Here is a 25,900-nt window from a genome sequence, read left to right as displayed (position 1 = left end):
TTGCTGTCGGTCCAGCTTGTGATTCAGGAGGCGCCACAGTGACACCTCGCGGACCAGGCCGTTCGCCGGGCTTGTTGGGAAGCCGCTTCGCAGGCTCCCGCCGGCTTCGGCTGCCGGTGCTGGCCGCCGTGCTGGGCATGCTAGCGGCCACGCTGAGCGGATGCAGTTGGTCGGAGGTCTTGGGCATGGGCTGGCCGAGGGGCATCACCCCGGAGGCCGACTTCAACCGGCAGCTGTGGATCGGCGCAGTGATCGCGTCGCTGGTGGTCGGCGTCGTCGTCTGGGGCCTGATCTTCTGGTCCAGCGCGTTTCACCGCAAGAAAGCCACCGACACCGAATTGCCGCGCCAGTTCGGCTACAACATGCCGTTGGAGCTGGTGCTTACCGTGACGCCGTTCCTGATCATTTCGGTGCTGTTCTACTTCACCGTGGTGGTGCAGGAGAAGATGCTGCGCCTGGCCTCCGACTCGGAGGTCGTGGTCGACGTCACGTCATTCCAGTGGAACTGGAAGTTCGGTTACCAGAAGGTCGATTTCAAGGACGGCACGCTCAAATACGACGGCACCGACCCGGTCCGCAAAGCAGCGGTGGTTGCCAAGTCGGAAGCCCGGAACAAGCAGGGCGAGGAGCTTCCCGGTCCCGACCATGGAATCAACATGGAAGACCGCAGCTATCTGAACTACGACAAGGTCGAGACGGTGGGCACCAGCACCGAGATCCCGGTACTGGTGCTGCCTGCGGGCAAGCGAATCGAGTTCCAGCTGGCATCAGCTGACGTCATCCACGCATTCTGGGTGCCGGAGTTCCTGTTCAAGCGCGACGTGATGCCCTTTCCGCATGAAAACCATTCGGTGAACGTCTTCCAGGTCGCTGAAATCAACCGGACAGGCGCCTTCGTCGGCCGGTGCGCTGAGATGTGCGGCACATATCACTCGATGATGAACTTCGAGGTCCGGGTGGTGCAGCCCAACGACTTCAAGGCCTACCTGCAGCAGCGGATCGCCGGAAAGACCAATGCCCAGGCCTTGCAGGCGATCGCCCAGTCGCCGCTCGCGGTGACCACGCATCCGTTCGAGACCCGCCGCGGCGAGCATGCGCCCCAAGCGAGTAACTAGGAAGCCCCAATGCATATCGAAGCCAGGCTGTTCGAATTCGTGGCCGCGTTCTTCGTCTTCTGTGCGGTGCTTTATGGCGTGCTGAGCAGCTTGTTCGCCACGGGCGGCATCGAGTGGGCGGGTACGACGGCGCTCGCGCTGACCTCGGGGATGGCGCTGATCGTGGCGACCTTCTTCCGTTTCGTTGCGCGCCGGCTCGACACCCGTCCCGAGGACTACGAGGGCGCTGAGATCAGCGACGGCGCAGGTGAACTGGGTTTCTTCAGCCCGCATAGCTGGTGGCCGATTCTGGTCGCGCTGTCGGCCTCGGTAGCAGCGGTTGGCATTGCGTTGTGGCTGCCGTGGTTGATCGTCGCCGGTGTGGTGTTCATCCTGAGTTCGGCGGCCGGGTTGGTCTTCGAGTACTACCTCGGTCCGGAGAAGCACTAGTCGGCGCCGGCGAAGGTCACAATCAGGGCATCAGTTGATCCGTGACCCGTTCACCGAGAATGCCGCGCAGGCACCGGTTGGGTAGGGTTTCGCAAGGCACAATGAGGAACATCAGAGCGCGCGCTCAACGACACAGCCCCGGTGCTGCGCGCGCCGGTGAAGTAGTCGGACAGGACAGGCAGACATGAGCGGGCCCAATCCACCAGGACCGGAGTCCGAAGAACTGGAACCAGGCGTCGAGCCCAGCGAAGGCGACAGCGAATTCGAGGCGGGCGGCGGCGAATTCGGCGAAGGCTTGGCGGGGGAGCGGATCGAGCAGGACGCCGAGACGGCCCAGACCGATATCTACTCCCGGGCGTATTCGGCGCCGGAGTCCGAACACGTCACCAGCGGCCCCTATGTGCCGGCCGACCTCGACCTCTACGACTACGAGAGCTACGACGAGTTAGCCGATCAGGAAGCCACCACGCCGCGCTGGCCGTGGATCGTCGGCGTCGCCGCAATTGGCGCGGCGATCGCCCTGGTGGTATCCATGTCGCTGCTGTTCGTTCGCACCGACACCAACCAGTTGGCCACGCCCAGCACCGCGCCCACGTCGACGCCGCCGCAGCAGGACGAGATCATCGTCACAACGCCGCCACCCGCGCCTCCGCCGCCGACCAGCGAGGCGCCGCCGCCACCGCCTCCGCCGACCAGCGAGGCCCCGCCGCCACCGCCGCCGCCCGCTCCGGCTCCGGCGCCCCCGCCGCCCGCTCCGGCTCCGGCTCCGGCGCCGCCGGCGCCGGGCACAGCCGCCCCGCCGCCTGGCGGCGCTCCTGCTCCCGCCACACCTCGGCAGGTCACCTATTCGGTGACCGGTACCAAGGCGCCGTTCGACCAGATCACGATCACCTACACCGACGCCTCCGGAATGCGACGGATCCTGAACAACGTGTATATCCCGTGGACGATCACACTCACACCGATCTCAACGTCCGACGTCGGTTCGATCGAGGCGTCCAGCTTGCTGCGGTTGAGCAAGCTCAACTGCTCGATCACCACCAGCGACGGCAAGGTGTTGTCGTCGAATGAGAACAACCAACCGCAGACGAACTGCTGATGGTCGACCGGTACTCGCAAGTGTGGGGCGCGCGGAGCAGGATCGCGCCGGATACCGCCGACCGCATCCTGGTCGGGGCGTGCGCGGCCGTCTGGCTGGCGTTGGTGGGGATGAGCGTGGCCGCCATCGTCGCCCTGATGGACCTGGGCCGGGGCTTCCACGATCCAAGAGGAAATCCGCACACCTCGTCGGTGCTCTACGCCATCATCGTGATCTCCGCGCTGGTCATCCTCGCGGCGATCCCGATGCTGCTGCGCGCCCGGCGCACCACCCGGGATGGGCCAGTCGCGCGATCGGCGAGGGTATCGGCACGCACGGCGAGTGGGCACACGGCCGTATCGACCGTGACCCGGCAGGGCCGTACCGAGCGGTTGACCACGTTACGGTCGGCGTTGCCGGACGCGGCGGTGGACCGCGTCTGGCTGCGTGGCACCGCCGCTCTGGTGGGCACCATGGGGGTGGCGCTGCTCGCGGTTGCGGCGGCAACCTACCTGATGGCCATCGGCCACGATGCCTTCTCCTGGACCAGCTACGGGATCGCCGGATTCGTCACGCTGATCATGCCGGTGGCCCCGTGGCTACAGGTGCGGCAGCTACGCCGCACGCTTGCCGCATAAGCTCCCGCTAGTGGTGGCCGTTCTGGCCGTTCGGTGAGCCGTTGCTGCCGTCCTGGTGCTCCCGCAGTGCGGTGAGGGCGCGTTGCTCGGCGGCGTGGTGGGCTTCGGAGAGTGCGGCGTCCTCGGAGGCGGGGTCGGCGAACAGGAAGCTGCCGGAGCCGGGGGAGCCGGCCGAGCCGAGTCTGTTCATCTTGGTGGGCACCGGGGCGCCCTGATATTCCAGCGGCAACGGGTGGCCGTGGTCGTCGACGGGGCCCAGTGGCTGGTGCAGTTCGATGTAGGCGCCGTGCGGCAGCCGTTTGATGATGCCGGTTTCGATGCCGTGCTCGAGCACCGCGCGGTCGCTGCGCTGCAAGCCGATAGCCCACCGGTAGGTGATGAAGTAGACGATCGGCGGCAGCACGATCATGCCGATGCGCCCGATCCAGGTCGTCGCATTGAGCGAGATGTGGAATTTCAGCGCGATGACGTCGTTCATCGCGCTCAGGGTGAGCACCATGTAGAAGGCGATCGCCATGGCGCCGATCGAGGTCCGCACTGGCACATCACGCGGGCGCTGCAACAGGTTGTGGTGCGCGCGGTCACCGCTGAACACCTTCTCCAGGAACGGATAGACGATCAGCAGCGCGAAAACCAGGCCCATGATAATCGCGACCCAGACCACTGCCGGAATGGTGTGGTGGCCGATGTAGAACTCCCACCCCGGCCAGATACGGGCCAGGCCTTCGGTCCACATCATGTAGAAGTCCGGCTGGCTGCCTGCTGAGACTTGAGATGGCTTGTAGGGCCCGAGGTTCCAGATGGGGTTGATCTGCAGCAGGCCGCCCATCAGGCCGAGAATGCCGGTGGTCAGCGCGAAGAAGGCGCCGGATTTGACCGCGAACACCGGCATCACCCGCACGCCGACGACGTTGTGCTCGGTGCGGCCGGGTCCAGGAAACTGGGTGTGCTTCTGGAACCACACCATTGCCAGATGCGCGCCGATCAGCGCCAGCATGATGCCGGGTATCAGCAGGATGTGCAGGGAATACAGGCGTGGGATGATGTAGCCCGCCGCGGTGCAGTCGTCCCCCGCACCGCCACAGGGGAAGTCACCGCCGAACAGGGCCCAGTGCAACCAGCTGCCGATCACCGGCATACCCAACGTGATCGAGGACAGCGCGGCCCGCAGCCCAATGCCGGACAGCAAATCGTCGGGCAGCGAGTAGCCGAAATACCCCTCGAACATGGACAGGATCAGTAAGAGCGAACCGATAACCCAGTTGGTTTCGCGGGGCCGCCGAAACGCGCCGGTGAAGAAGATGCGGGCCAAATGCACCATGATCGCGGCGGAGAACATCAGCGCAGCCCAGTGATGGATCTGGCGGACGAACAGGCCGCCGCGCACCTCGAAGCTGATGTCGAGCGTCGACGCATAGGCCTTCGACATCTGCACGCCGCGCAGCGGCTGATAGACGCCGTTGTAGGTGACGTCGTTCATGGAGGGGTCGAAGAACAGCGTCAGGTAGACACCGGTCAACAGCAGGATGATGAAGCTGTACATCGCGATCTCGCCGAGCAGGAACGACCAGTGCGTCGGGAAGACCTTGTTGAGTTGGCGGCGCACCGCAGCCGACGGGTGATAGCGCGAGTCGATGTCCTCGCCTTGACGGGCCAGGACGTCGCCGATCTTGGGCGGTTTAGGCGGACTCAGTTTCGGACTCATGATGTTGTGCGCTCCCAAAATGCCGGTCCGACGGGCTCGATGAAATCGCCGTTGGCGACGAGATACCCGTCGGCGTCAATGGTGAGGGGCAGCTGTGCCAACGCGCGCACGGCCGGCCCGAAAATCGGTGTGGCGTAATGCAATGCGTCGAACTGCGACTGGTGGCACGGGCACAGGATGCGATAGGACTGCTGCTCGTAAAGCGAAGAGGGACAACCTAAATGCGAGCAGACCTTGGTGAAGGCGAACAGCTCACCGAAGTTGAAGCTCTCCTGACCCTTGCGCTTCACCACTCTCGACATGTCGGCGGGCTTGATGCGGATCAACATCACCGGGTTGCGGACGGCGGTCAGGATGGCTGTCAGCTTTTCGTGTGATTCCACCGTGGTGCCGTCACCGTCGGACTCGCGCCACGGGAAGACCGTCTCCATGCCGCCGGCATCGATGTCTTCGGGCCGCATCTTGACGAATGGCGCTCCCAGACTTTCGCCGGTGGCCCGGGCCACGTAGATGGTCTCGCCGTGGTAGCGCGGGGTCCAGCCTGATGTCCACAGCACGGCTTTCTTGCCGTCGGCGGTCTGCACCACCGGTTTCCACGGGTTCTTGATCAGACCGCCGGCAAATGCCACCAGGGTGCCGAGCCCGAACGCGCCGAGCCCGACGCCCAGTGACAGGCCGATCAGTTTGCGACGCCGCAGCGTCGAACCCTCGAAAGCGTCGGTCAGGTTGGCGACCACGGTCTTGCGGTCGATCTCACGCGACCCGGAGCCCGCGCCGTCGTGGCGGTCCTGGATCGAAATCTCTTCGGGGATGAACTTTTTCTGGAACAGCACCGCGCCCACGGCGATGCACAGAACCGACAGCCCGAACGTCAGGCCGTAGAGCGGGGTGGTCAGCGAGTACAAGAAGCTGCCGTGCTCCTCGTGCGACTTGTACTCCCATGGCCAGAACAAGAAAACCAGCAGCAGCGCGAACCCGAAGAACCCACCCAGCAAAAGCCAGGTCGCTACCTGGCGCTCGGCTCGCTTCTCGGCCTTGGTGCCGGCTACCGGCCACCGCGGTTCCTTGTAGACGGTTTCCACATCGTCGATCCGGCCGCCCAGCGCAACGAGTTCCTCGCGCGACATGGCGTTCAGTTCGGCGTCGGTGGGCGGTCCGCTGGCGTCGGTCATTGGGCGCCGCTCTCCCCCGCGAGCGGGAGGTATCCCCACCTCATCGCTACTCCTCTCGTTGTCGCGGCGGTCACGATCGTGATCCGATCCAGAGTGCCGCTCCGATGATGGCGACCATCCCGATGAGCCACATCGCCATGCTCTCGGGGGCGGGGCCGAACCCCCCCAGGCCGTTGCCGCCCGGACTGTGTTCCTCAGTAACGGATTTCACGTAGGCGATGATGTCTTTCTTGGCATCGAAGGAAAGCTGACGGTCGGAGAACTTCGGCATGTTCTGCGGACCGGTCAGCATGGCGTCGAGGATCTGCTGCTCGTTGGCCGGCTCCAGGTCGGGCGCGAACTTGCCCGACGACAGCGCGCCGCCCTTACCGGTGAAGTTGTGGCATGACGAGCAGTTGAGCCGGAACAAGTCGCCGCCACGGCCAACGTCGTCACCGCGCAGCGATTGCATCGCGACACTGCCGTCGGGGTTGCGCACCACGGTGGGGCCGCCGCCGTTGGCTTGCACGTAGGCACCCAGCGCATCGACCTGCGGGCCGTCGAAAATCGGGTCTTTGCGGGCCGCCTGGGCCTCTCCGCGCATCGCCGGCATCCGGCCGGAAGACACCTGGAAGTAGACCGCTGCCTCGCCCACGCCGATCAGGCTCGGTCCCCGGTCCGGAACGCCCTGCAGGTTCGCGCCGTGGCACGTCACGCACGAGGTGTCGAAAAGCTGCTTGCCGGTGCGCAGCAGTGCCGAGGACGACTCGTCGGCGACAGCCACTTGAGGGCTGGGGGTCAAGACCGCGGCCAGCCCGCCGGCCGCCGAAAGTGCCACCAACAGCAGCAGTCCCGCCGACAAACGACGACGCAGGCGACGCCGCGCCCGGTCATTAAGCGATCGGGTCAACCCCAGTCTTTTCAACCGAGCACTCCTGTTCTCACGCGCGCTGGTCATCGGATGAAATAAATCGTGGCGAACAGGGCGATCCACACGATGTCGACGAAGTGCCAGTAGTAGGAGACGACGATCGAGGCGGTCGCCTGCGCCGGCGTGAACTTGCTCATCGTGGTGCGGGCCAGCAGGAAAATGAACGCGATCAGCCCGCCGATGACGTGTAGTCCGTGGAAGCCGGTGGCCAGGTAGAAGACGCTGCCGTATGCGCTGCTGGGGATGGTGGTGCCGTGGCTCATCAGGTGGCGGTACTCGTAGCCCTGTCCCAGGACAAAGAACAATCCCATCGCAAAGGTGAGCACATACCAGCGGCGCAGCCCGAACACGTCGCCGCGCTCGGCCGCGAAGACCCCCATCTGGCAGGTAAACGATGAGGCGATCAGCACCAGCGTGACCGGGACGGCCTGGTAGAGGTTCAGCTCGGTCGGCGGGGGCGGCCAGTTCCCGGCGGCCTGGGCGCGCGCGGTGAAGTAGAACGCGAACAGCCCGGCAAAGAACATCAATTCGCTGGAAAGCCAGACTATGGTGCCGACACTGACCATGTTGGGGCGGTTGAGCGAATGTACGCGCGCCGTGATAGCAGTACCCGAGGTCCCTACCGCACTCGTCACATCCGCAAGTATGACGCTTTGTAGTTGTCGACCTCCACCCGGGGCGGAAATTGGCGAGCGGAATTCACCTGGATCCGCCGGCTGCGCCCGGCTGCGATCGGCCGGGCTCTGGTGTGGCGACCCGCTGCGCCCGGCTGCGCCGCGCGGGCAATCACCATGGGACCATCTGCGGTGTGGCGGTGTCATCTTCCGGGTCGTCCCAGCGGCCCCCGGACGAGGTGCTGTCGTGGCCGCGGGTCCTCACGACTTTGACCGCGGGGCAGAACCTGCCACGCGGACAAGCCGGCTGGGCCATGGAGCAGATCATGACCGGGTCCGCGACGCCGGCGCAGATCGCAGCCTTCGCCGTAGCGCTCAAGATGAAGGTTCCGACAGCTGCAGAGGTCACCGAGCTGGCCGACGTGATGCTGCAGCACGCACGTCGGCTGCCCACCGAACAGATCGGAACCGACACCGTCGATGTGGTCGGCACCGGCGGCGATGGGGTCAGCACCGTCAACCTGTCGACCATGGCGGCGATCGTGGTGGCGGCGGCCGGCGTGCCGGTGGTTAAGCACGGCAACCGGGCGGCCTCCTCGCTTGCCGGCGGTGCCGACACCCTCGAGGCGCTGGGGGTGCGCATCGATCTGGATCCCGACGACGTCGCACGCAGTGTCGCCGAAGTGGGGATCGGGTTCTGCTTTGCGCCGCAGTTTCATCCCTCGTACCGGCACGCGTCGGTGGCAAGACGTGAAGTCGGCGTGCCGACGGTCTTCAATCTCCTTGGGCCACTTACCAATCCGGGGCGACCACGAGCCGGGCTGATCGGCTGCGCGTTCGCCGACCTGGCCGAGGTGATGGCCGGGGTCTTCGCCGCTCGCCAGTCCAGCGTTCTGGTGGTACACGGCGACGACGGCCTCGATGAGCTCACCACCACCACGACCAGCACGATCTGGCGGGTGCGGGCCGGCACCGTGGACAAGCTGACATTCGACCCCGCCGGGTTCGGGTTCGCTCGCGCCGATCTTGATGACTTGCTGGGCGGCGATGCGACGGCCAACGCGGCGGAGGCGCGCTCGGTGCTTGCCGGCGCCAGGGGCCCGGTGCGCGACGCCGTCGTGCTCAACGCCGCGGGCGCGATCGTGGCACACGCCGGGCTATCCAGCCGCGCCGAGTGGCTGCCGGCGTGGGAAGACGGGCTGAGCCGCGCTACCGACGCGATCGACAGCGGCGCGGCCGAACAGCTGCTCGCGCGATGGGTGCGGTTCGGCCAGCAGCTCTGAGTCCCAGCTGGTCACGGCTTGTTCGGCGGCGACCCGCGCCGAGCGTGCCGACGCGGCCCACCCGGCCCACGGCCCCGCGGACCCCAACGGCGAACACCAGCCGGTGGCTTCGTCGGAGCCGGTGATCTTGCGAGGTGCCCCCACCTCATCGCTTCGCTCTGCATCGTCGTTGCCGGTGGCACTCACGATGCGCACTCCCGGCGCGGCCAGCCAGCGCGCGATCAGCGCCGTCTCCTCCACCAGCGCGCCGCCCAGCGGGGCGGACTGCGGCAGGACCACCTGCGCGCCTGCCCGGATGGCGTCGACGACGGGCATCGGCGGCACCCCGCGGCGGGCACTGCCTGCCGCGGCGAGCTGGCCGTAGCGGATCACGGCCAGCTGCCAGCCGCCCCGACCATCGGGGCCGTCGGGGGCAGCGGCCACCAGCTCCGGCAGCGCTGCGAGCGCACGCAGGCGCTGGCCGTGCCAGAGCACCTCCACCGCGGCCACCGTATGGTCACGTAGCCGGGCAGCGCTCTCGTAGCGCTGACGCTCGGCGAGGCCACCGATCTGCTGGACGGCAGTGGCCAACGCCGTGTTGTCCAGACCGTCGATCAACGCCGCGGCACGAGCGACCGCCGCGGCGTACTGGCCGGCGGTCACATCGCGAGCCGCGGGACACGGCGCGACCTCATGCTGCGGGCAGGCCGGTCCGTGCAGCACCGAACGGGCCAGCCGCTTGGTGCAGGTGCGCACGCCGGTGAACCGGGCCAGCAGCGCGGCGGTGTCGACGGCGTCGGCGCGGGAGCGGAACGGCCCGACGGCGCGATCGTGGCGCGGCGTTCGCACGACCGAAAATCGGGGGAAGGCCTCGTCGCTCAGCACCACCCACCACCAGCGGTGCGGGAATCGCGACCGGCGGTTGTACGGCGGGGCATACGCGGCCAGCATCCGCAGTTCGCGGACACCGGCTTCTAGCGCGTGTGCGCATTCGACGTGCTCGACGGCGCCTGCCAGCGCGACCATCTCCCTGATCCGAGTGCGCTGATCTGAGCCGTTGAAGTACTGACTTACCCTGCGCCGCAAATCAATTGCGGTGCCGACGTAGAGCACCTCGCCCGCCGGTCCACGAAACAGGTAAACCCCGGGCCGACGCGGCAATCCCTCGGCCAGCACTCGCTTGCGTCGCTGGGCGGGCGTCACGTTGGGTAGATACGAGCGCAGGTCGGCGTACGTGTGCACACCTTGATTGCCCACTCGCTCGATGAGCGCGTGCAACACATCGACGGTGGCCCGCGCGTCGTCGAGTGCCCGGTGGGTGGGCTCGCTGGCCACCGCGAACAGCCGCGCCAGCGCTGCCAGCCGCACGCTGGGGGCATCCTCGCGGCTGAGCACCCTGCGGGCCAGCTGAACGGTGCACAGCACCTCCGGTCGCCGCCATCGCATACCGCAACGGTTGGCGGCGGCCCGCAAAAACCCGATATCGAACCTGGCATTGTGAGCTACTAGCACCGCTCCGCGGGCGAATTCGAAAAACATCGGCAGCACCGCGTCTATGGTCGGTGCGGCGCACATCATCGCCGTGGTGATGCCGGTCAGCCGCACGATCTGCGGCGGGATGCTGCGCTGCGGGTCGACAAGGGTGGCGAACTCGCCCAGTACCACACCGCCACGTACCTTGACCGCCCCGATTTCGGTGATGGCGTCGGCAGCCGTTCCGTCACCGGCGGTCATGCGCCCGCCGGTGGTCTCCAGGTCCACGACCACGAAGGTGATCTCGCGCAGCGACATTTCGGCAGCCCCGTCCAGGTCGGGGAGGCTGAGCTGCTCGGCAGCGGACGTGCCCACGGCCGCGACGTTAAGCAGTCGCACCGACACTGCGCGGATTCTCCCGCGGCGCGTCGCACCCAACGGCGCGGGCGAGACATGTCGGTGCCCGCGGTTAACGTGGCGCCAAGGCCACCACGAAGACCGAGAGGACCAGCCTGATGTCGCACACCAACGAGGCCGACCGGGCGGCGGTAGTCCCGTCCGAGGCGGGAGAACCCGTGGTAATCGACTGTGACGACTGTGCAGTGCGCGGTCCCGGATGCCGTGACTGCGTCGTCAGCGTGATACTCGGGGTACCGGAAACTTTGCTGGAGGATGAGCGCGTCGCTTTAGAGGTGCTCGCCGACGCGGGACTGGCTCCGAGACTGCGGCTGGTCCCGATCCACCAACAGCGACCCCGGGGTGGCCTAACAACCTTGGATGATTAAGAAAACAGCCAGATTTCAACTGTAACGCGGGACAACCTCGATGCCGTTTCGTAACCTAACTGAGACCTAAAGCAGACTCGGCGGTGGCGCCGACGGGTTGTAAGGATGCAAAGTCTTGGGGTTGGGGCATAACGGTGGAAGCGCGCGTTTGCGCGCGGCGATCCGCTTTGCTGTTGGAGCGGTGATTGGGTTCGTCGCCCTCTCCGGAGTTGCCGCCAGCAATGTGCTGGCTGACCCCGCTAATGACTCGATGGCAAAGCTCACTGAGTTGTCGCGGCAGGCTGAGCAGACCACCGAAGCGATGCACAGCGCGCAGCTCGACCTCAACAACAAGCTGGCTGCGCAGCAGGCCGCCGAGAAAAAGCACAACGATGACTTTGCTGCCGCCGACGCTGCGAAGTCGCGACTGGCAACTTTTCAGGCCGGTGTCGACAAGTTTGCGGCAGCGATGTACATGGGTGGCCGCACCGACGGCATGAACGCCATCTTCACCGCCGAGTCGCCGCAGCAGCTGATCGGCAAGCTGGCCGTGCAGCGGGTGATGTCCACCGCGATGCTCGCGCAGATGGCCGATTACCGCGCCACCCGGGAGCAGGCCACCCAGGCCGAAACGGCATCCGCGAAATCGGCCGCTGACGCCAAGACCGCGGCCGAGCAGGCCGCCGCAGTGCGCGCGAGCCTGCAGTCCAAGCAGAGCCGGCTGCAGCTGCAGATCGCCATCGTCAAGTCGCAGTACCTGGCGCTGAGTCCCAACCAGCGCACCGCGCTGGCCGCGCCTGGGCCAGTGCCGCCGCCACCGGCGGCCATGGCCGCCGCCGCTCCCGCGCCAGAGGCGTTACCGCCGGGCGGCGGGCAGCCGGGTGGTCCTGGGCCTGGATTCGGCGCCGGGCCGGGGAGTGGTCAGGGCGCTATCGCTGTTCAGGCCGCGTTGACCCAGGTCGGCGCGCCGTACGCCTGGGGTGGCGCCGCGCCCGGCGGGTTCGACTGCTCCGGATTGGTGATGTGGGCATTCCAGCAGGCCGGCATTGCGTTGCCGCATTCCAGCCAGGCGATGGCCCACGGCGGGCAGCCGGTCTCGCTGTCGGACCTGCAGCCCGGTGACGTGCTGACCTTCTATTCCGACGCATCTCATGCCGGCCTCTACATCGGTGACGGCCTGATGGTCCATTCGTCCACCTACGGCGTGCCGGTGCGGGTGGTGCCGATGAATTCGTCCGGCCCGATCTACGACGCTCGCCGCTACTGACCGCCGACGGACTGACCGTCGCCGCTGGCTGCTTGCCTGCGCCCTAGCCACCGAACTGGTCTTCGCCGCCGTGTCAATAGTCGGCCAGGGGAGTGCAGCACCGGCGCAAACCGCTCACCCGGCGTCACCTGCGGCGGTCGGTACGTCAGCGCTGCGGATCATGGTTGCCGCCGACCGCACCGTGCAGATGACCAATCTCGGTGGCCCGCAATCGGAGGTCTTGCTTAGCCGTGTTGCGGCGAACATCGTTTCGGCCTTCGACGCGGTGGAGGCATTCTGGGGGACCGATTGGCCGCGCGATATCGCCGTAGTGGCCACCGGCTCACAGCGGCAGTTCGAGACAGAGGCGGGCGGTGGGCCTGCGGCGCAGTGGGCCGACATCGCAGCGGTGGCTGTCGCCGACCGGGTGGACCCGGCGCGGCGGATCGCTATCGGCCAGCGAATCGTGTTCGCGCCCGGGGCGGTCGGTATGAGTGAGCCGGCATTGCGAATCGTTTTGAGCCACGAACTTTTTCACTACGCGACACGCGCCGACACGGCCGTGGATGCGCCTCGGTGGCTGACCGAAGGCGTGGCCGACTACGTCGCCCGGCCACCCACGCCGCTGCCCGAGCCGACGCAATTACCGACGGAATTGCCCTCGGACGCCGACCTGGCTGCGCCGGGGCCGCAGCGTTCGTTGGGATACGAACGGGCATGGTGGTTCGCGCGTTTTGTCGCCGACACTCGCGGCGCGGCGACGCTGCGTGCCCTCTACCGGGCTGCGTGTGGTGTCGGGCATACCGACCTGCCCACCGCGATGCGCGACGTTCTGGGCGGCGACATGCCGAGTGTGCTGGCCGACTGGCAGCAGTGGCTGACCCGCTAACCTACGCAGGTGTCCCGGGTCCTGCTGGTAACCAACGACTTTCCACCGCGGCGCGGTGGCATCCAGTCGTATTTGGTGGAGCTGGTCAATCGACTGGCCGCCACCGGGGAGCACACCATGACCGTTTACGCGCCCCAGTGGAAGGGCGCCGACGATTTCGATGCTCAAACCCCGGGCTATCAGGTGGTACGCCATTCTGGGACGTTGATGTTGCCCGCACCTTCAGTCGACATCCGGATGCGCCGGCTGATCGCTGAACACGACATCGACACGGTATGGTTCGGCGCCGCCGCGCCGTTGGGGCTGTTGGCGCAGCGCGCCCGTCAAGCCGGCGCAAGCCGGGTGCTGGCCAGCACCCACGGCCACGAGGTGGGTTGGTCGATGCTTCCGGTGGCCCGGTCGGTGCTGCGTCGTATCGGTGACGACAGCGACGTCGTCACCTTCGTCAGCCGCTATACCCGAGCGCGGTTCGCGTCGGCGTTCGGGCCGCAGGCCGCGCTGGAGCACCTGCCGCCCGGCGTGAACACCGACCGGTTCCGTCCCGACCCGGCAAGCCGCGCCACGCTGCGTGCCCACTACCGCCTGGGCCAGCGGCCCACGGTGCTTTGCCTGTCACGGCTGGTGCCGCGCAAGGGTCAGGACATGCTGATTCGGGCGCTGCCGGCAATCCGGCAGCGAGTAGATGGGGCCGCGCTGGTGATTGCCGGCGGTGGCCCCTATCTGGAGACCCTGCGCCGACTAGCCGAGCGCTATCGGGTTAGCGAACACGTAACGTTCACCGGCGGCCTCCCGGCCGCGGAGCTTCCCGCCTACCATGCGATGGCCGATGTGTTCGCGATGCCGTGCCGCACCCGCGGCGCCGGGCTGGACGTCGAGGGTCTGGGCATCGTATTTTTGGAAGCCTCCGCAACGGGCGTACCGGTGATTGCCGGATACTCCGGTGGCGCGCCGGAGACCGTGCAGCACAACAAGACTGGGCTCGTGGTCGACGGTCGCTCGGTGAACCAGATCGCCGACGCCGTCACCGAGATGCTGATTGATCCCGACCGGGCGGCCGCGATGGGCGCCGCCGGCCGGGATTGGGTTATGGCGCAGTGGCGATGGGATGCGTTGGCCACCAGGCTGTCCGAGCTGATCCGCGGTTAGCTGGTGACGTAGATGGCGTCGATGTCGTGGGCGAACTTCTCGGCGACCACCTTGCGCTTGACCTTCAGCGTCGGTGTGAGTTCGCCGGTGTCCTCGGTGAAGTCGACGGGCAAGATGCGGAATTTCCGGATCGACTCCGCATGCGACACTGCCGAGTTGGCTTGTTTGACGGCCGCGTCCACCTCCGCGATCAGGTCGGGGTCGGTGACCAGATCGCTCACCAGCGCTCCGGCGGGCTTGCGGTTGCGCTGCTTCCAGCCTTCGAATGCCTCGGGATCAATGGTGATCAGCGCCCCGACGAAGGGCCTGGCGTCCCCGACGACCATCGCCTGGCTGATCAGCGGATGTGCCCGCAGCTGGTCCTCCAGTACGGCGGGGGCGACGTTTTTTCCTCCTGCGGTGACGATGATTTCCTTCTTGCGGCCGGTGATCGTCAGGAACCCGTCGTCGTCGACCGCGCCCAGGTCACCGGTCTTGAACCAGCCGTCTTCCATCGCTTCGTCGGTGGCTCGCTCGTTGTGCCAGTAGCCATGGAACACCACGCCGCCTCGCACCAGCAGCTCGCCGTCGTCGGCGATGCGTATGCTGTTGCCCGGCAACAACTTTCCGACAGTACCGACTTTCAGGGCACCGACCTGGTTGACGGTGATCGCCGCGCTGGTTTCGGTCAGCCCGTAGCCCTCGTAGACGGTGACACCGACGCCGCGGTAGAAGTGGCCCAGCCGGGCGCCCAGCGGTGCGCCGCCCGAGACCGACGCGCGGCAGTCACCACCCAGCGCCTCGCGCAGCTTGTGGTACACCAGCCGATCGAACAGCGCGTGCTTGGCCCGCAGCAGCAGACCAGGGCCACCGCGATCGCACGCCTCGCTCCAGTCGACTGCGGTCTGCGCTGCGATCGCGAAAATACGGCCCTTCCCGTCGTTGGCCGCGTTTTGCGCGGCGGTGTTGTAGACCTTCTCGAACACCCGCGGCACCGACACCACGACCGTCGGCTTGAATACTCCGAACATCGGCACCAGATTCTTGATGTCACTGGTGAATCCGACGACAACCTTGTTGTGGAAGGCGCACAGCGTCAATGCGCGAGCCAGCACGTGTGCCAACGGCAGGAAAACCAACAGCCGCTCGCCCTTGCGAAGGAGTGTCGGGAGAACTTCCTTGGCGCCGCGGGTCTCATAGACGAGGTTGGAATGGGTCAGCTGACAGCCCTTCGGGCGTCCGGTTGTGCCCGAGGTGTAGATCAGCGTCGCCGGATCGTCGCTGCGCAACGCCTCGACGCGGGCGGTCAGCTCGGCCGGGTCGACCGAGGCGCCATCCTGTTCGAGTTGCTCGAGGGCGTTGACGCCCGAACCGTCGATTTGCAGCACGCGCCGCAGCTCAGGCAAGTCGCCGGTGAGCTCGGTGACCATCGCCGCGTGGGCGTCGGTTTCGGCGAACGCCACCACCGCCCTCGAGTCCGTCAGCACCCAGCGCACCTGTTCGGCCGACGATGTTTCGTAGATCGGGACGGTGACCGCACCTACCGACAGGATCGCCAGATCGAGGATCGCCCACTCGTAGCGGGTGGCCGAGAAGATAACCACCCGGTCGCCGGCCTTCACCCCTTGTGCGATCAAACCCAATGCGGCCAAACGGATTTGGGTGGCGGCGGCGGCGCATGTAACGTCGGTCCAGATCCCGTCGACCAGGCGTTGAAAGACGACGGTGTCGGGGTCGTTGCGCTCGAATTCGAACACTGCGGCGACGATGTTGTCGTGCTCGCCCACGGCGAACGGGGCGGGAACGCTGAATTCACGCACTCTTCTGACCTCGCTTGAGTTATTTCGCCGGGTGGCCGGGTTGGATTCAGCCTAGTCCGGTGACGATGCGGGCCGGGATGGGCCGCTGAGGAGCCGGACCATGGGGTCTAGTCCGGTGACGATGCGGGCCGGGATGGACTATGCGGCCACGAGCGCGATATGTGAAGCTAGGGGCCGTGCACAGCGTTCAAATTGCCGACGAGACGTTTGTCGCAGCCGACCCCGCACGAGTCGGCGCCGCCGTCGGCGATCCGGCCAGCTGGCGACGGTGGTGGCCCGATCTGCGGTTGCAGGTCATCGAGGATCGCGCCGACAAAGGAGTCCGATGGGCGGTGGCCGGACGGCTCACCGGCACCATGGAGATCTGGTTGGAACCGTCGCTGGACGGCGTGGTGCTGCATTACTTCCTGCATGCCGAGCCGTCCGGCGTGGCGGCCTGGCAGCTGGCCAGGATGAATCTCAGGAGAATGACCCACCGCCGTCGGGTCGCCGGCAAAAGAATGGCCTTCGAGGTGAAGACGGCGCTGGAGCGCTCCCGCCCAGTGGGGGTTTCTCCGGTGCTTGAACAGGTCTGAGTTCAACCGGGGAGTACCGTTTCTGCCGTGGACTGGCGGTACAGCCCACAGGGTGCAGACCGCGTACGGGGGAGAAGGAAGCGACCAGGTGGTGGAGAAGACGGTGCAGACGATCTACATCGACGCGGACCCCAGCACGGTCATGGATGTGATCGCTGACATCGGCTCGTACCCGGAGTGGGTCAGTGAGTACAAGGAAGCCGAGGTGCTGGAGGCCGACGCCGAAGGCTACGTGAAGGTGGCGCGCTTTGTGATGGACGCCGCGGTCCTCAAGGACACCCTGGTGTTCTCCTACGACTGGCCGAAGGACCGCAAATCGGTGCGCTGGTCGCTGGTGTCCAGCTCGCTGCTGAAAGCCCTTGACGGGGTATATCGCTTGTCGCCCAAGGGGTCTGGCACCGACGTCACCTACGAGCTCTCGCTCGACCTTGCTATGCCCATGATCGGCTTGCTCAAGCGCAAAGCCGAGCGCAGGTTGATCGACTCCGCGTTGAAGGATCTGAAGAAACGAGTCGAGGCTGAGTGAGTCACCAGCGCCCGCACTTGCCCGGATCAGTCTTTTCGTCGGCAAGGGTGGGGTAGGGAAGTCCACCTTGGCGGCAGCGACCGCCGTGCGTGACGCACGCGCCGGTCAGCGGGTGCTGCTGGTATCCACCGATCAAGCGCACTCGCTGGGTGACGTGCTCGGTGTCGCGGTCTCGCCGACCGGCCGGCGCGACGCCGTCCGAGTGTTCGCCGACCTCGACACCGGATCGGCTGACATCGGCGGTGGCTTCCTCGACGCGCTGGCGCTGGACACGCTGGCGCTGCTCGAGGCACGCTGGCGCACCGTGGTCGACACGCTGGGCCGGCGCTTCCCCGAATCTGAGCTGGATGAGATTGCGCCCGAAGAACTTTCGGCACTGCCTGGTGTTCAGGAGGTGCTCGGCTTGCACGAGGTCGGCGAGCTGGCCGCGGCCGGGCAGTGGGACCACATCGTGGTCGACTGTGCGTCCACCGCCGACGCATTGCGGATGCTGACCCTGCCGGCCACCTTCGCGTTGTACGTCGAACGCGGCTGGCCGCGGCATCGCAGGCTTTCCACCGTCGCCGACGATGCCCGGTCGATGGCGGTGGTGGAACTGCTGGAACGGATCAGCGGCAGCGTCGAAACGCTCAGCGCATTGCTGACCGACGGTACGCGAGTCGCGGCACATCTGGTCCTGACCGCGGAACGGGTGGTGGCCGCCGAGGCGGTCCGGACGTTGGGCTCGCTGGCGTTGATGGGCGTGCGCGTCGAGGAATTAATCGTCAACCAGATTCTGGTGCAGGATGATTCATACGAGTACTGCGATCTGCCCTCTCATCCGGCCTTCGACTGGTATTCCGAGCGAATCGGTGAGCAGCGCGCCGTGCTCGAAGAACTGGACGCCGCCATCGGCGATGTGGCGCTGGTCCTTACCCCGCATCTGGCGGGTGAGCCGATCGGCGCCAAGGCGTTGGCCGAGCTGCTGGACAGTGCGCGCCGTCGTGACGGATCGGCACCGCCGGGGCCGCTGCGTCCCGTGGTGGACCTGGAGTCAGGATCCGGCCTGGAATCGGTCTACCTGCTGCGGCTAGAGTTACCGCAAATCGATTCCGGCGCGCTTACCCTTGGCCGGGTCGGCGACGACTTGATCGTCGGCGCCGGCGGGATGCGGCGCCGAGTTCGGTTGGCGTCCGTCCTGCGGCGATGTACGGTGCTGGACGCGCATCTTCGAGGTAGTGAGTTGACGGTGCGTTTTCGACCTGATCCGGAGGTATGGCCGACGTGACCGGCATTCACCCCGACATCGGTCCTGAGTTGCGCAAACTCGCAGAGAGCATTCTCGACGGGATCGACCCCGCGGTCCGCTTGGCGGCCACGCGGGCGCTTGGCGACGGCGCCGGCACCGGCAAGTGCCAGCAGGTGTGGTGTCCGGTATGTGCGTTGGCTGCCGTGGTGACCGGGGATGAACACCCGTTGCTGACCGCGATCGCTGAGCACAGCGTCGCGCTGTTGGCGGTGATCCGGGCGATCGTCGAGCAAGTCGACGGATCGACCCCGCCGCCTGACGGTCCGCCGAACGGTGGTGCCGAGGCCGACGGCGCAGCCGATGCCGGCGCCCCGAGCCGCTATCAACCCATCACCGTCACCGTCACCGTCGAGGAGTAGCCCCCGGCGTTCGGGTTAACACGTTCGGGTTAACGGCAGTCGGCTCATCGCCGAAGACTAGGCAGGTCACGCGCGCTGGTGTGGTCCCGTCCACACTGGATCGGTACGCTGGCTCAGAACACTATCGGTCGCGGGCAAATGGGAGGGTCCATGTGGTACTGGCTTCTCAAGTACATCTTCATGGGCCCGTTGCTTGCTGTTCTTGGTCGGCCGAAAGTCGAAGGGCTGGAACATATCCCGCAGTCCGGCCCGGCGATACTGGCCAGTAACCATCTGGCTGTCGCCGACAGTTTCTACCTGCCGCTGGTTGTGCGGCGCAGGATCACGTTCCTGGCGAAGTCCGAATACTTCACCGGCACGGGGTTGAAGGGTTGGTTCAACCGCTGGTTCTACGGCAGCACCGGTCAGGTGCCCATCGACCGCAGCGATGCCGACGCGGCGCAGGCCGCTTTGAATACCGCTGAGCGGTTGCTGAGCCAGGGCAAGCTGCTCGGCATGTACCCCGAGGGCACCCGCTCACCGGACGGCAGGCTCTACAAGGGCAAGACCGGGTTGGCCCGTCTGGCGCTGCAAACCGGAGTTCCGGTGATACCGGTGGCGATGATCGGCACGAACGTCGTCAACCCGCCCGGCAGGAAGATGTGGCGGTTCGGCCGGGTCACCGTCCGGTTCGGCAAGCCAATGGACTTCTCCCGATTCGACGGGCTGGCGGGCAACCGCTTCATCGAACGAGCCATCATCGACGAGGTGATCTACGAGCTGATGGGGCTTTCCGGTCAGGAATACGTCGACATTTACGCCGCCACCCTCAAGAACGGCAACGACGCCAATGGGTCCGGACCGGCGAAGCAATCGTCGTCGCGGATACCGGAAACGGCGGCGGGTTAGCGGATCACGATCCGAGTCAGCCGACGGCTGACACCGGCTCCGGCGCGGTCGACGTCCGGGGTGCAGCAGCGGTGGTGCTGACAGCGACCGCGGCGCCGGCGGCGACGATGGTCGCCAGCGCCCACCACAGGTACGAGACGCCGGCGAATTGACGCCACCACACGGCGCCCACTTCGTGGTGCTTGGGCAGCAGGTCGATCGGCGTCCAGTACATCAGTGCCACCCCGGCCGCGCTGACCGCGGCCAGCGCAACGCTGCGCCGCCGCCAACCCAGCACTGCGGTCACCACCACCGTCGGCAACATCCACACCCAGTGGTGCGACCACGACACCGGCGAAACCACCAGGCCGAACAGCGCGATACAGATAACCGCCAGGGTCGGCTCGCCGGCGCGCAGCACCCGCCGCGCAGCCCACACCGTCAGCGCCAGCACGAGCAGGCACGCGGCCACCCACGGCAGGAATCGTGCATGCTCGCTAAGGCCCAGCCGCGCCAATGCCCCAGCGACGTTCTGGTTGGTGTTCAAACTCGCCGCGCCGATCCGATCGGTGTCGTGGATGGTGTCGGTCCAGTACTTCCAAGAGTCGTGCCACGCCAGGACGAACCCGGCCAGGGTCGCCGCCAGGAACGACGCCAGCGAGGTCAGCATGGCGCGTCGGTCGCGGTTCAGCAGGAAGTACAACAGGAACACCGCCGGGGTGAGCTTGAGCGCCATGCCCAGCCCCAGCAGCAGGCCACGCGGCCAGGGCGTGCGGCGGGGCACGCAGTCGGCGATCACCAGCGTCATAAGCACGACGTTGATCTGCCCGAAGGCGAAATTCGCTTTGATCGGCTCCAGCCAGATCGCTGCGGCCGCAACGATCAACGCCGTCAACCACCATCGCCGCAGCCAGGCCGGTCCGGGCACCACCCGTGCGGTGCTCCACACGTCGAGTCGGGTCAGCATGATCATCGTGGACACGACCAACAGCGCCAACGTGATCAGCGTGATCGTCACGCTGGCGGCCGGCATGCCCAACCACGCGAAGGGGCAAAACACGATGGCGGCGAGCGGGGGATAGGTGAACGGGAGATTCAAGCCGATTGGCGTGTGAAATTGCACACCTTCGTCGTACAGCGGACGGCCATCCAGCCAGGCCTGGCCACCCATCCGGTAGACGTCGATGTCGATGCGGTACGGGGTGTGGCCGACGAGCCGCCATGCCGCATAGCCCAATGCGGCGAAGCCCAATAGCTGGAGCAACGCCGACCAGGCATTTCGCCAGATACCGGGCTGCGCGGTGGCCACCCGCCCGCGCCAACTGCCCACGTCGGGCGACTGCCGTGTACTCATGTCGATGACCAGCCTATCGGTGCGGGCGTCTTAGCCTGTGTCGCGGAGGGCCGTCGGTGCGAAGTGGGCGTAGGTTTCTTAGAGTGCTCCGCTGGTTCGAGGACGACATTGTCGGCCGCGGTCGACTGCCGTTGTTGTGTTGTCTGGTCGCTTTCATCCTCACCTTTTTCGTGACGCGCACCTGCGTGCGTTATATCCGCCACCGCGCTGAGCGTGGCCTGCTGCCGCGTTGGTGGGAGCCACGCAACATTCACATCGGAAAAAAACACATCCACCACGTTGTTGTCGGAGTGCTCCTGGTAATGGTCTCCGGTGTGACGTTGGTGGCCTTGTCGGTCAGCGGCAACGAACTTGAACACACCACGAGCGCCATCGTCTTCGGTATCGGAGCCGCGCTGGTGCTCGACGAGTACGCGTTGATCCTGCACCTGTCCGACGTCTATTGGGAGGAAGACGGGCGGACGTCGGTCGACGCGGTCTTCGCGGCCGTGGCGGTGGGCGGGCTGCTGGTCCTGGGCCTGCACCCATTTTTGTTCTTTATCAGCCTGTGGCACGACACCACTCACTCGGTGCTGCTGCGCGCCGGCGTGGTCTTCGCGATGGTGCTGACTTTGCCACTGGCGGTGCTGGTTGTCGTCAAGGGCAAGGTGTGGACCGGCCTGATCGGCATGTTCTTCGTCCCATTGCTGGTCATCGGGGCGATCCGGCTGTCGCGCCCGCAAGCCCCGTGGGCCCGCTGGCTTTACATGAGTCGACTGGACAAGATGGCGCGTGCGCTGCAACGCGAACGAACTCTGCGCCGCCCCGTCGTGCGGGCCAAGCTGTGGTTGCAGTACACGATCGCCGGTACGCCGCGCCGCCCCGACCGTCGAATGGTCGATGCGCTGCTGGACCGCGAAGTCCATCCGGCGCCGCCGCCGCCGCAACCGCCGCGGCGCACCCTGGCCGGGAGCGTTGCCATCAGGTGACCGGCTGACGCAGTGCGGTATTTCTACGACACGGAATTCATCGACGACGGCCGCACTATCGAGTTGATCTCGATCGGGGTGGTCGCCGAGGACGGCCGCGAATACTACGCAGTCTCAACCGAATTCAATCCCGAGCAGGCCGGCAGCTGGGTGCGCACTCACGTGCTGCCGAAACTACCGTCACCGGCCTCCCAGGTTTGGCGCTCACGTGCCCGGATCCGCGCGGACCTGGAAACGTTCTTCGACATCGACGGCGCGGAGCCGATCGAGCTGTGGGCCTGGGTCGGTGCCTACGACCATGTCGTGCTGTGCCAGCTGTGGGGCCCGATGACCCACCTGCCGCCGGCGATGCCGCGATTCACCCGAGAGCTGCGCCAGCTATGGGAGGACCGAGGGTGCCCGCGGTTGCCGCGCCGGCCGCCCGATGTGCACGACGCGCTAGTCGACGCTCGAGACCAGCTGCGGCGATACCGCTTGATCACGTCGGATGGTGACTATGGCTAGCCCGGCCTGCGGGCGCTCGGCCTGATTAGCGGGCTGCGGTGCCCGGTTACCATAGACGGGTGAACTGGACCGTGGACGTACCGATCGAGCAGCTGCCGCCGCTGCCTCCGCTGCCGGCGGATCTGCGGGCCCGGTTGGACGCCGCGCTGGCCAAGCCGGCTGCACAGCAGCCCAGTTGGACGCCCGAGCAGGTCGCGCCGATACGAACGGTTCTGGAGAGCGTGCCACCGGTGACGGTGCCGTCGGAGATCGTCCGGCTACAGGACATGCTGGCCCAGGTTGCCAACGGTGAGGCGTTCCTACTGCAGGGCGGCGACTGTGCCGAGACGTTCGTCGACAACACCGAACCGCACATCAAGGGCAATATCCGAACCTTGCTGCAGATGGCGGTGGTATTGACCTATGGCGCCAGCGTGCCGGTGGTCAAGTTGGCCCGCATCGCCGGGCAGTACGCCAAGCCGCGGTCGGCTGACGTCGACGCGCTGGGGCTGCGCTCCTACCGCGGCGACATGGTCAACGGATTCGCCCCGGACCCCGCGGCGCGTGAGCACGACCCGTCGCGGCTGGTGCGCGCCTATGCCAATGCCGGTGCGGCAATGAACCTGGTGCGCGCGTTGACATCGTCGGGGCTGGCGTCGCTGCATCTGGTCCACGACTGGAACCGGGAATTCGTTCGGACCTCGCCGGCCGGCGCGCGCTACGAGGCGCTGGCCTCCGAGATCGACCGGGGCCTGAAATTCATGAGCGCCTGCGGGGTGGCCGACCGTAACCTGCAAACCGCCGAAATCTACGCCAGCCATGAGGCTTTGGTGCTCGACTACGAGCGAGCCATGCTGCGGTTGTCCGACCAGGAGGACGGCGAGCTCCAACTGTATGACCTGTCGGCCCACTACCTGTGGATCGGCGACCGGACCCGGCAACTCGATGGCGCGCACATCGCGTTGGCCGAGGTGATCGCGAACCCGATCGGCGTCAAGATCGGGCCGACGACGACGCCCGAGCAAGCCGTCGAATACGTCGAGCGCCTCGACCCGTACAACAAGCCGGGCCGGTTGACCTTGGTGAGCCGGCTGGGCAACAACAAGGTGCGCGACCTGTTACCGCCGATCATCGAAAAGGTGCAGGTCACCGGTCATCAGGTGATCTGGCAGTGCGATCCTATGCACGGCAACACCCACGAGTCGTCCACCGGCTACAAAACACGGCATTTCGACCGCATTGTCGACGAGGTACAGGGTTTCTTCGAGGTGCACAGGGCGCTGGGCAGTTACCCCGGTGGTATCCACGTCGAGATCACCGGAGAGAACGTCACCGAATGCCTTGGTGGCGCCCAAGACATTTCGGACACCGATCTGAGCGGCCGCTACGAAACCGCATGCGACCCGCGGCTGAACACCCAGCAGTCATTGGAGCTGGCGTTCCTGGTCGCCGAGATGTTGCGCGACTGAGCCGGATCCGGCGCGGCGGCTAGAGCAATCCGCTCAGGTTGCTGCCGATGGTCCATGCCGCGGCGGCCACCATCCCGGTGACCGACAGCACGACCGCTACCCAGATCAGCACCATGCGTCGAGCGTGCTGGCGTTCGAGCGCGAACTCGACCATGTCGATCCCGGCGAATTGGCCTGATAACTCTTGATATTCGCGATCGGCCCGCACGTCGGGTCCAGCCGGCCAGTCCTGGGGTTCCCGGGTCAGCTGACGGGTGGGGTGGTGTACCGGCGGGCGCCGGGCCGGAGGCTGTTGTTGCTCCGTGGTCCGGTGTTGGTCGACCTGGCCGCGGTGCAGCGCGGCTGAGCGGTGCTGAGCAGAGTTGCGCGGTGCGGGCACCCGAAACTCCGGTAGTGCCAACTCGTCAACGATCGCCGCTAACTCGGCGCCCATTTCTTGTGCATCAGCGTAGCGGGCGGCGGGATCGCGGGCCGTCGCTCGTCCCACCAGCTCGTCGAATTGTCCAGGAACGCCGTCGATTACCGTGCTGGGCGCGGGTACATCGGTATCCAAGCGTTGGTATGCGACCGTCAGCGCCGAGTCACCGGAAAATGGCGTCTGCCCGGTCAGCAGCTCGTAGGCCACTATTCCCGAGGCGTAGACATCGCTTCGCGGGCTGGCGTTTCCGTCCCGGACCTGTTCGGGGGACAGGTAGGCGGCCGTGCCGAGAATGACGCTGGCGGAAGTGATTCCGGCCGCAGCGACGGCGCGGACCAGCCCGAAGTCGACGATTTTGACGTCGCCCTCGTCGGAGATCAACACATTTTCCGGTTTGACATCGCGGTGCACCAGGCCGGCCCGATGCGCGGCGGCCAGCCCGCCCAACACCGGGCGCAGCACCGCGGCGACGGCATGCGGTGGCATCGGGCCCCGCTCGGTCAGCAACTCGCGCAGCGTGCCGCCCTCGACGAGTTCCATCACCAGGAACGGGTGTAGGGCGTCGAGGCCCTGGTCGTATACGGCGACGAGTCCGGGGTCTTTGAGTCGGGCGACCGTGCGGGCCTCGAGCTGGAAGCGGGTGAGGAATTGCTGATCGCCGGCGTAGCGGGAATCCATCACTTTCAGTGCGACCGGTCGGTCCAAACGGGTGTCGAGGCCGCGGTACACCGTCGAGGTGCCGCCGGTGGCGATCTTGGTCGCTACGCGATACCGCCCGTCCAGCAACGTGCCCTCGAGAGGATCGTCCGTCGCTGCTGTCACGGGGTTCATCGTAGGTGGCGCCACTATGTCCGATGTCTACGCCATGGACGCCGGAAACCTTTACATTGCGTGCCCGGAATACGCAGCATCCCCGGCCTACACTGAGTCGGTGAGCAGGATTCCGGCCGGCGACGACGTTCTGGACCCCGACGAACCCACCTACGATCTGCCCGGCGTCGCCGAGTTGCTCGGCATCCCAGTCACCAAGGTGCACCAGCACCTGCGGGAAGGCCATCTGGTGGGCGTACGGCGTGCCGGCGACGTGTTGGTGCCGCGGATCTTCTTCACCGAATCCGGCGAGGTGGTGAAGAGCCTGCCCGGGTTGCTGATGGTTTTGCACGACGGTGGTTACCGCGACACCGAAATCGTGCGCTGGCTGTTCACCCCCGACCCGTCGCTGACCGTCACTCGGGACGGGACGCGCGATGCCATCAGCAACGCCCGCCCAGTCGACGCGCTGCACGCCCATCAGGCTCGCGAAGTGGTGCGCCGGGCGCAGGCCATGGCCTATTGACACCGAAATCAGGCGGC

25 protein-coding genes and 1 pseudogene are annotated in these 25,900 nt (G+C 66.4%); 18 read left to right on the top strand and 8 right to left on the bottom strand.

Features of this window, described 5'->3' with window-relative positions:
• Positions 1 to 38: 38 nt before the first annotated feature.
• The 4 genes from VEI45_RS00435 to VEI45_RS00420 all read left to right on the top strand — a co-directional run bounded on the left by VEI45_RS00435 (position 39) and on the right by VEI45_RS00420 (position 3,260).
• Positions 39 to 1,115, top strand: a complete 1,077-nt coding sequence (locus tag VEI45_RS00435; protein ID WP_414687366.1) for a cytochrome c oxidase subunit II — start codon at positions 39 to 41, stop codon at positions 1,113 to 1,115.
• 9 nt (positions 1,116 to 1,124) lie between these two features.
• A complete protein-coding gene (locus tag VEI45_RS00430) occupies positions 1,125 to 1,544 on the top strand; it encodes a cytochrome c oxidase subunit 4 (RefSeq protein WP_324849012.1) in 420 nt (139 codons plus the stop codon).
• A 184-nt stretch (positions 1,545 to 1,728) separates the two neighbouring features.
• Positions 1,729 to 2,643, top strand: a complete 915-nt coding sequence (locus VEI45_RS00425) for an MmpS family transport accessory protein (protein ID WP_324849010.1) — start codon at positions 1,729 to 1,731, stop codon at positions 2,641 to 2,643.
• On the top strand, positions 2,643 to 3,260 hold the full coding sequence (locus VEI45_RS00420; protein ID WP_324849008.1) for a DUF2561 family protein: 618 nt from the start codon (positions 2,643 to 2,645) through the stop codon (positions 3,258 to 3,260). Before VEI45_RS00425 ends, VEI45_RS00420 begins: the two co-directional genes overlap by 1 nt.
• 7 nt (positions 3,261 to 3,267) lie before the next feature.
• Here the strand turns inward: VEI45_RS00420 and VEI45_RS00415 are convergent, their stop codons facing one another.
• From VEI45_RS00415 to VEI45_RS00400, 4 genes are all read right to left on the bottom strand, one after another.
• Positions 3,268 to 4,965, bottom strand: a complete 1,698-nt coding sequence (locus tag VEI45_RS00415; RefSeq protein WP_324849006.1) for a cytochrome bc complex cytochrome b subunit — start codon at positions 4,963 to 4,965, stop codon at positions 3,268 to 3,270.
• On the bottom strand, positions 4,962 to 6,137 hold the full coding sequence (locus tag VEI45_RS00410; RefSeq protein ID WP_324849004.1) for a ubiquinol-cytochrome c reductase iron-sulfur subunit: 1,176 nt from the start codon (positions 6,135 to 6,137) through the stop codon (positions 4,962 to 4,964). Before VEI45_RS00410 ends, VEI45_RS00415 begins: the two co-directional genes overlap by 4 nt.
• Before the next feature lie 70 nt (positions 6,138 to 6,207).
• Positions 6,208 to 7,041 carry a cytochrome c gene (locus VEI45_RS00405; RefSeq protein ID WP_324849002.1) on the bottom strand — a complete coding sequence of 278 codons (834 nt, stop codon included), beginning with the start codon at positions 7,039 to 7,041 and terminating at the stop codon, positions 6,208 to 6,210.
• A gap of 29 nt (positions 7,042 to 7,070) precedes the next feature.
• The gene (locus tag VEI45_RS00400; RefSeq protein WP_324849000.1) at positions 7,071 to 7,682 is read right to left on the bottom strand and encodes a heme-copper oxidase subunit III; all 612 of its coding nucleotides are present in this window, start codon (positions 7,680 to 7,682) and stop codon (positions 7,071 to 7,073) included.
• Between the two features lie 173 nt (positions 7,683 to 7,855).
• Here VEI45_RS00400 and trpD point away from each other — a divergent pair, with 173 nt between their 5' ends.
• The gene (gene trpD, locus VEI45_RS00395) at positions 7,856 to 8,944 is read left to right on the top strand and encodes an anthranilate phosphoribosyltransferase (protein ID WP_324848998.1); all 1,089 of its coding nucleotides are present in this window, start codon (positions 7,856 to 7,858) and stop codon (positions 8,942 to 8,944) included.
• Here trpD and VEI45_RS00390 read toward each other — a convergent pair.
• Positions 8,882 to 10,771, bottom strand: a pseudogene (locus VEI45_RS00390) (DEDD exonuclease domain-containing protein); the annotation flags it as partial. The gene trpD and the pseudogene VEI45_RS00390 overlap by 63 nt on opposite strands.
• A gap of 140 nt (positions 10,772 to 10,911) precedes the next feature.
• Between VEI45_RS00390 and VEI45_RS00385 the strand changes: the two are divergent.
• The 4 genes from VEI45_RS00385 (at position 10,912) to VEI45_RS00370 (ending at position 14,441) form a co-directional block, all read left to right on the top strand.
• Positions 10,912 to 11,181, top strand: a complete 270-nt coding sequence (locus VEI45_RS00385; RefSeq protein ID WP_324848996.1) for a hypothetical protein — start codon at positions 10,912 to 10,914, stop codon at positions 11,179 to 11,181.
• Positions 11,182 to 11,302: 121 nt separating this feature from the next.
• Positions 11,303 to 12,427 (top strand): peptidoglycan hydrolase RipC, encoded by a 1,125-nt coding sequence (gene ripC, locus VEI45_RS00380; RefSeq protein WP_414687368.1) that lies wholly within the window; start codon positions 11,303 to 11,305, stop codon positions 12,425 to 12,427.
• A gap of 28 nt (positions 12,428 to 12,455) precedes the next feature.
• Positions 12,456 to 13,295, top strand: coding sequence for a hypothetical protein (locus VEI45_RS00375; protein ID WP_414687367.1), 840 nt, complete (start codon positions 12,456 to 12,458; stop codon positions 13,293 to 13,295).
• 9 nt (positions 13,296 to 13,304) lie between these two features.
• The gene (locus tag VEI45_RS00370) at positions 13,305 to 14,441 is read left to right on the top strand and encodes a glycosyltransferase family 4 protein (RefSeq protein ID WP_324848994.1); all 1,137 of its coding nucleotides are present in this window, start codon (positions 13,305 to 13,307) and stop codon (positions 14,439 to 14,441) included.
• Here the strand turns inward: VEI45_RS00370 and VEI45_RS00365 are convergent.
• Positions 14,438 to 16,240: a long-chain fatty acid--CoA ligase gene (locus tag VEI45_RS00365; protein WP_324848992.1), complete on the bottom strand. Its 1,803-nt coding sequence runs from the start codon at positions 16,238 to 16,240 to the stop codon at positions 14,438 to 14,440. The genes VEI45_RS00370 and VEI45_RS00365 overlap by 4 nt on opposite strands.
• A 176-nt stretch (positions 16,241 to 16,416) precedes the next feature.
• On the opposite strand from VEI45_RS00365, the gene VEI45_RS00360 reads away from it, so the two are divergent.
• From VEI45_RS00360 to VEI45_RS00340, 5 genes are all read left to right on the top strand, one after another.
• Entirely contained in the window at positions 16,417 to 16,815 is a 399-nt protein-coding gene (locus tag VEI45_RS00360; RefSeq protein WP_324848990.1) for a polyketide cyclase / dehydrase and lipid transport, read from the top strand.
• Positions 16,816 to 16,903: 88 nt separating this feature from the next.
• Positions 16,904 to 17,341, top strand: a complete 438-nt coding sequence (locus VEI45_RS00355) for an SRPBCC family protein (protein ID WP_324849049.1) — start codon at positions 16,904 to 16,906, stop codon at positions 17,339 to 17,341.
• Complete coding sequence (locus VEI45_RS00350; protein ID WP_324849047.1) at positions 17,334 to 18,608, top strand: ArsA family ATPase; 1,275 nt, start codon at positions 17,334 to 17,336, stop codon at positions 18,606 to 18,608. Before VEI45_RS00355 ends, VEI45_RS00350 begins: the two co-directional genes overlap by 8 nt.
• On the top strand, positions 18,605 to 18,988 hold the full coding sequence (locus VEI45_RS00345; RefSeq protein ID WP_324848988.1) for a hypothetical protein: 384 nt from the start codon (positions 18,605 to 18,607) through the stop codon (positions 18,986 to 18,988). The genes VEI45_RS00350 and VEI45_RS00345 overlap by 4 nt, the downstream gene beginning before the upstream one ends.
• Positions 18,989 to 19,138: 150 nt before the next feature.
• A complete protein-coding gene (locus tag VEI45_RS00340; protein ID WP_324848986.1) occupies positions 19,139 to 19,876 on the top strand; it encodes a lysophospholipid acyltransferase family protein in 738 nt (245 codons plus the stop codon).
• 16 nt (positions 19,877 to 19,892) lie between these two features.
• Here the strand turns inward: VEI45_RS00340 and VEI45_RS00335 are convergent, their stop codons facing one another.
• Positions 19,893 to 21,209 carry a glycosyltransferase 87 family protein gene (locus VEI45_RS00335; protein ID WP_324848984.1) on the bottom strand — a complete coding sequence of 439 codons (1,317 nt, stop codon included), beginning with the start codon at positions 21,207 to 21,209 and terminating at the stop codon, positions 19,893 to 19,895.
• A gap of 83 nt (positions 21,210 to 21,292) precedes the next feature.
• Between VEI45_RS00335 and VEI45_RS00330 the strand changes: the two genes are divergently transcribed.
• From VEI45_RS00330 to VEI45_RS00320, 3 genes are read left to right on the top strand one after another with little or no spacing between them, the layout of a single operon-like run.
• Positions 21,293 to 22,177 (top strand): hypothetical protein, encoded by an 885-nt coding sequence (locus tag VEI45_RS00330; protein WP_324848982.1) that lies wholly within the window; start codon positions 21,293 to 21,295, stop codon positions 22,175 to 22,177.
• Positions 22,178 to 22,189: 12 nt separating this feature from the next.
• Positions 22,190 to 22,681, top strand: a complete 492-nt coding sequence (locus tag VEI45_RS00325) for a polyadenylate-specific 3'-exoribonuclease AS (RefSeq protein ID WP_324848980.1) — start codon at positions 22,190 to 22,192, stop codon at positions 22,679 to 22,681.
• Positions 22,682 to 22,740: 59 nt separating this feature from the next.
• Positions 22,741 to 24,129, top strand: coding sequence for a class II 3-deoxy-7-phosphoheptulonate synthase (locus VEI45_RS00320; protein ID WP_324848978.1), 1,389 nt, complete (start codon positions 22,741 to 22,743; stop codon positions 24,127 to 24,129).
• A 19-nt stretch (positions 24,130 to 24,148) separates the two neighbouring features.
• Here the strand turns inward: VEI45_RS00320 and VEI45_RS00315 are convergent, their stop codons facing one another.
• Entirely contained in the window at positions 24,149 to 25,378 is a 1,230-nt protein-coding gene (locus VEI45_RS00315; RefSeq protein WP_324848976.1) for a protein kinase domain-containing protein, read from the bottom strand.
• Positions 25,379 to 25,478: 100 nt separating this feature from the next.
• Here VEI45_RS00315 and VEI45_RS00310 point away from each other — a divergent pair, with 100 nt between their 5' ends.
• The gene (locus tag VEI45_RS00310; RefSeq protein ID WP_324849044.1) at positions 25,479 to 25,883 is read left to right on the top strand and encodes an Rv2175c family DNA-binding protein; all 405 of its coding nucleotides are present in this window, start codon (positions 25,479 to 25,481) and stop codon (positions 25,881 to 25,883) included.
• Positions 25,884 to 25,900 lie beyond the last annotated feature (17 nt).

The organism is Mycobacterium sp., from assembly GCF_035623875.1.
Lineage (GTDB): Bacteria > Actinomycetota > Actinomycetes > Mycobacteriales > Mycobacteriaceae > Mycobacterium.
Note: the sequence above shows the minus strand (reverse complement) of the source record. Positions and strands in the feature narration are given on the sequence as shown.